The sequence below is a fragment of the Microcystis sp. LE18-22.4A genome (assembly GCF_027531105.1).
GTDB classification, from domain to species: Bacteria; Cyanobacteriota; Cyanobacteriia; order Cyanobacteriales; family Microcystaceae; genus Microcystis; species Microcystis aeruginosa.
In genome coordinates, this window is record NZ_JAPZRB010000057.1 from 1 (window position 1) to 4,749 (window position 4,749).

The window sequence follows — 4,749 nt, forward strand, 5'->3', positions numbered from 1 at the left end:
CCCCTTGTCGATAGAGTTCTTGACAGTAAGCTAAGGTATCGTTCCAGACAACGCGCACACACCCGAACAATTGAGACAAAAGCCTCTTTTGTTGGTCTGTTGGGTAAATACGGTATTGATACCTCGCTTTCATTGGGTTAAGATATTTGTGTCTGTATTTATTTTAACTAGGTCTGTCAATAATGTCAAGTCGGTTGCGAAAAGAAAGAAACTCTGTTTCCGATCTAAAGATACACTTGGTCTGTGTGACAAAATACAGAAGAAAGGTTTTTACTGGTAAAAGTCTGACTTTGGTTGAAAAATCTTTTAGGGAAGTTGCGGAAAAGATGAATTTTCAGATATTGGAATTTAACGGGGAGTCCGATCATGTACACGCATTGATTGAATACCCGCCGAAACTATCTATTTCTGTAATGGTCAATTCTTTAAAAGGAGTCTCTAGTCGTAGGTATGGACAAGCTGGATATCCTAAGCCATACGGGAAAGACGCTCTTTGGTCGCCCAGTTATTTTGTATCTTCTGTAGGAGGTGCGCCACTGGAAGTTCTTAAGTGCTACATCAAAAATCAGGAAAAGCCGTCGTAAAACGACGGGGTTTTAACCCAAATTTTCGATAAAGTTAGTCTAACCAAACCAGCTTTAATCCTTGCGGCAAAGCTTTCCTTTTCGTCCCTATTTCTTTCGCTCGTTAATTTCTCTGAAAACCCCTATATATATTTAGGCACGGATTCCCATTATATAAAAAGTATAAGTCAAGTCTTGGCTTTTGTCAAGCATTTTGGTTGAGATTCTTTTGGGTGTAAGCTGTACTGAATTTAAATTACTTGTTGAGATAAGGCACTCTTGCAATAGGTAAGAGGAAGGTATAGGGGAAGCGCGGAGATGGGTTTTAAAGTTCGATTGGGAGTTCATAAGAACAAATGTATTAAATTTAAGTCCCCCTTAAAAAGGGGGATTTAGGGGGATCAAATTTTTGTCAGTCCTTTGGGATGCTTTTGGGTGCGTTACGCTTCGCTAACACACCCTACTGGACTGTTTCAACTAAAATAGGGCAATAGATTTCGGCTTAAAATCTTAGATTATAGAATTTATAGCATTTTTCTAATACACCAAATTAGCTGAAACAATCCACTACATTTATATTTATTTGATTTCTCCCTCTATTATCCTGATTTCCTCCTCGCTTAATCCATACAATTCATACACTATTTTGTCAATCTCTTTTTCTAACTCGCTGGTGTCAGCTTTGGGATTAGATTTTTTAGCCGTGAGAATTTGATCTACAAGTGCAATTATAGGTTGCTGTTGTTCTTGACTAATTTCTCTTACTGGAATACTTTTTACCGAGACAAGCTTTATTTCTAGATCAGTATCAAAATTTTTATACCAAATATTTATTAAATGAGAATTTAAAATTCCCAATAAATACTTTAAATCTAAATTTACCGTATTTAAATTGTTCTTATAAATAACAGAACAAGTATATAATCCATGATTTCCATCCCTATCATAACAAGCAACTATTCTAGGAAATAATGATATTTTTCGCATTCTCTGAAAATAAATTTTTTCAGTATCTACTATTTCTTTTGGCAAACAACTATGTAATTCTTTGCTTCTCTTAACGTATAAGTTTTCAAATACTATACTATAGGAAGCAATATTTCTTCCATTAATTGCTGGTTCCCAGCTTTGATCTATTTGATTATTAGATAATAGGTCAGTATTTTTATTTTCCTTATCTCCATAGGGTTTTGTACCTTGTTTCAGTTGAAAAAGCTCGCCTAATTTTCTAAATTTGTTCATATTGTTTATAATTTCATCTAATATAAGTTTTCTTCTGAGATTAATTTTCTTCTCTCTATCATTTATAAAAATTGAGTATGGTATTTCTTGAATAATTTCCCATTCATCATCATATAGATTATTATATTTATAATCTGGATAGGCAACCATCGCAGAAGTAGTTGAGTCTTTTTTCGGTTTAATATATTGGGAAATATTTATTACAGTGACTACATCAGGAGCATCTTCAAAAATATTCTTTCTCAACTCAATAGCTTTAATAATATGTGTATTTTGAATAAGAAAACTTCTTAGAGATTCAGATTGAGTGTTATAAAGAAATGTATTAGGAGCAATATAGCATTGATAGTATTGAGATTTTAAAAGTTGATAAGCTCTTTCATAAAATAATTTAAAAGAATCGATTTTCCCTTGACTCGAAATAGGATATTTTGTTTTATAAAAACTCTTTTCCATTTCCTTGAATTTCACTCCATAAGGAGGATTGCCAATTACCACATCAAAACCGATAAAATTCCCCTTATCATCTAGAACTTCGGGGAACTCGAAGCGCCATTCAAAAGCATTATGATAAATCTTACCGCTTTCAATCTCCTCCAGTTGCGGACGTAACTTATCAATCTCATTCCTTAACTGACTAATCTTCCTTTCCCGCGCTTTCTTTTCCTTGGGTGACTCCTCAAATAACAAAATTTGATTCTCTAGACTATATAAATCCGTTTCCAAACCGCGCAAGCGCTTTTTCAGAGGATTATCTCCCTGTAAAGTCTGACGAAAACTACTCTTAATCTCACTTATCAATCTCTCCATCTCGCGCTTTTGCGATTTATCCTCCGCGTTGCGATAGACTCTCACCGCATCCTTATAACTCTCGATACTTAAACGATTTTTGCGGGAAAAGACTTGTAAATCATTGGATAACCCAAAGCGACTAATCAGAGAATTGCCAACCTTGATATTAATATCGATATTCGGTAACGTCTCTAACTCGTTATCTGCTTTGTAGTAAGCATTCTTGAGTAACTCAATCCATAAACGCAACCGACAGATTTTCACCGAGTTGGGATTGATATCAACTCCAAAGAGACACCCCTCAATCAGACGCTGTTTTTCCTGAAATAAAGTCTCCTGTACGCGCTGACTTTCTCGGTTGCGGGGATTATACTCAAACAGATTACCGTCATCATCGGTGACGATTAACTCATCGTTCACCACCTCAACCCGATAATCCCTGAGAGTTTTACCCTCTTTATCCAATAAAATCTGTAACTCACTCTTAATCGCGATTATCTCGTTCAAAGCAGAAACAAGAAAATGTCCCGAACCCACCGCAGGATCACAAATTTTGAGACTATTGATAATAGCATTGGCTGCCGTTTTATCTTTGATGCGGTTATATACATCCTCGATTGTCTGACAATCCCATCCCTGACTCTGGTTAAATTTCTCTATCACTGCGCGTCGAATCGTTTCCCGACACATATACATAGTGATGAAACCGGGGGTGAAAAAGGAACCATCCTTATATCCGTTGATTTTCTCGAAGATTAATCCCAACACCGACGCATTGATAAGAGTCTTGTTATCCTCCTGTATCGCTTCCCCACCTTCGCTGCTAAAATCGTAGGCATTGAGAAACTCGAATAGGTATGCTAAAGCGTTGATTTCTCCTGTTCGCTTTTTCCCCTGACTATCCTTTAAGACTGTTCCCGCAAAAATCTCTAAATTCTCCGAACGCAGGTTACTGATAACTATGGTTGATTGTTCTAAGTCTGTCGGTTCAAATAGGGAACTGTTGAGATAGGGAACCTGAGTATAGATATTCTGGATGTCTTTGCTTCTTTCTGACTGTTTTTTTGCTAAGACGCTGAAAAATAAGCGATTTAAGTCGTCATAGTCGGCAATTTTGCTTAAATTGAGAAACCCTAGGGATTTATCCCCCCGATGATACCTAATTATCTGCGCTTCTAATAGTTTGAGGAAGAGGATTCTATTTATCCAGGTTATCCCCAACTCTAAACCGATATTCAATAGTCTCTCCTCTTCCGTCTCCCCAAATTCCTCGGGATTGGGTAAACGAGAGATTTTATCTAAACTCTCCACTTGACTGATAGCGTTCTCTAGCAGCGAACCAGGTTGACGCGCTGCCGGTTGCAGACGTTGGATGAGTTTTTTTCCTCCCTCTTTTATCTCTGTCAATCCGATGATATGCAGCAGTTCACTATAAAAGTTTTTGTCGAGACTGTTGCTATCGTTCGCAAAGGGGAGTTTTAAGAGGTGTTCGGGAGAAAAGATTTTATAGAGACTGATGAGGTTATGTTCGTCCTCCCAGATGGTTTGGGTGTATTCCCGCAAGTCAAAATGGGTGTATGTCAGGGAATCGAGTCTGGAGTTAAGGAAAGGTTCTCCTATCTGTTTGTAGAAGAAGTCGGTGGTTTTTCCCGTTAGTCTCCCCGTCTCAAAGTCATTAAACTGTCTGACGAGTTCCTGATTTTGTGCGAATAGTCTCTCGAAGATATTCCCGTCAAAGATAAACCACTCATATATATTGGTAGCAATCAGGTGTTTTATCTCTAGGTTTTTCTCGGTTATTCTTTCCCGAAGGAAGTAGAGGAGTAATTCCTGTAATGCTTTACAGTTGAGTTTGTCTCTCCGCAGCATCTCGCTTTTATTGCTGGGTTTCTTGACTTCCAATATCACCCCCACGGAATCCCGCGATTCTTTCCCATTATGGATGACTAAATCATCGAAAAACTGGGTCTGAAACCCGCCCTTTAGCGATAACGGAGGGCGGCTTTATATAAGTTAGCGAGAAACAATTAAACCGTTAGAACGACGAATTAACTGAATCTTACTAACAGCTATCTGTCCCAATCGTTGACCATTGGTATCGCTTACAGATAGCTTTTTTTCGGTATCTCCACTAATATAACCAATTCCTTTG

Annotated in this window: 2 protein-coding genes and 2 pseudogenes; 1 reads left to right on the forward strand and 3 read right to left on the reverse strand. The window is 37.5% G+C overall.

The features are described from left to right. Positions 1–133: helix-turn-helix domain-containing protein (locus O9295_RS02735; protein ID WP_288031507.1), on the reverse strand; the 133-nt coding region annotated here is incomplete at its 3' end. Between the two features lie 49 nt (positions 134–182). Here O9295_RS02735 and tnpA point away from each other — a divergent pair. Then, positions 183–584, forward strand: coding sequence for an IS200/IS605 family transposase (gene tnpA / locus O9295_RS02740; RefSeq protein WP_125731285.1), 402 nt, complete (start codon positions 183–185; stop codon positions 582–584). Between the two features lie 558 nt (positions 585–1,142). On the opposite strand, the pseudogene O9295_RS02745 reads toward tnpA, so the two are convergent. Then, positions 1,143–4,553, reverse strand: a pseudogene (locus tag O9295_RS02745) (type IIG restriction enzyme/methyltransferase); the annotation flags it as partial. Positions 4,554–4,610: 57 nt separating this feature from the next. Then, positions 4,611–4,749 (reverse strand): annotated as a pseudogene (locus tag O9295_RS27670) (RRXRR domain-containing protein); the annotation flags it as partial.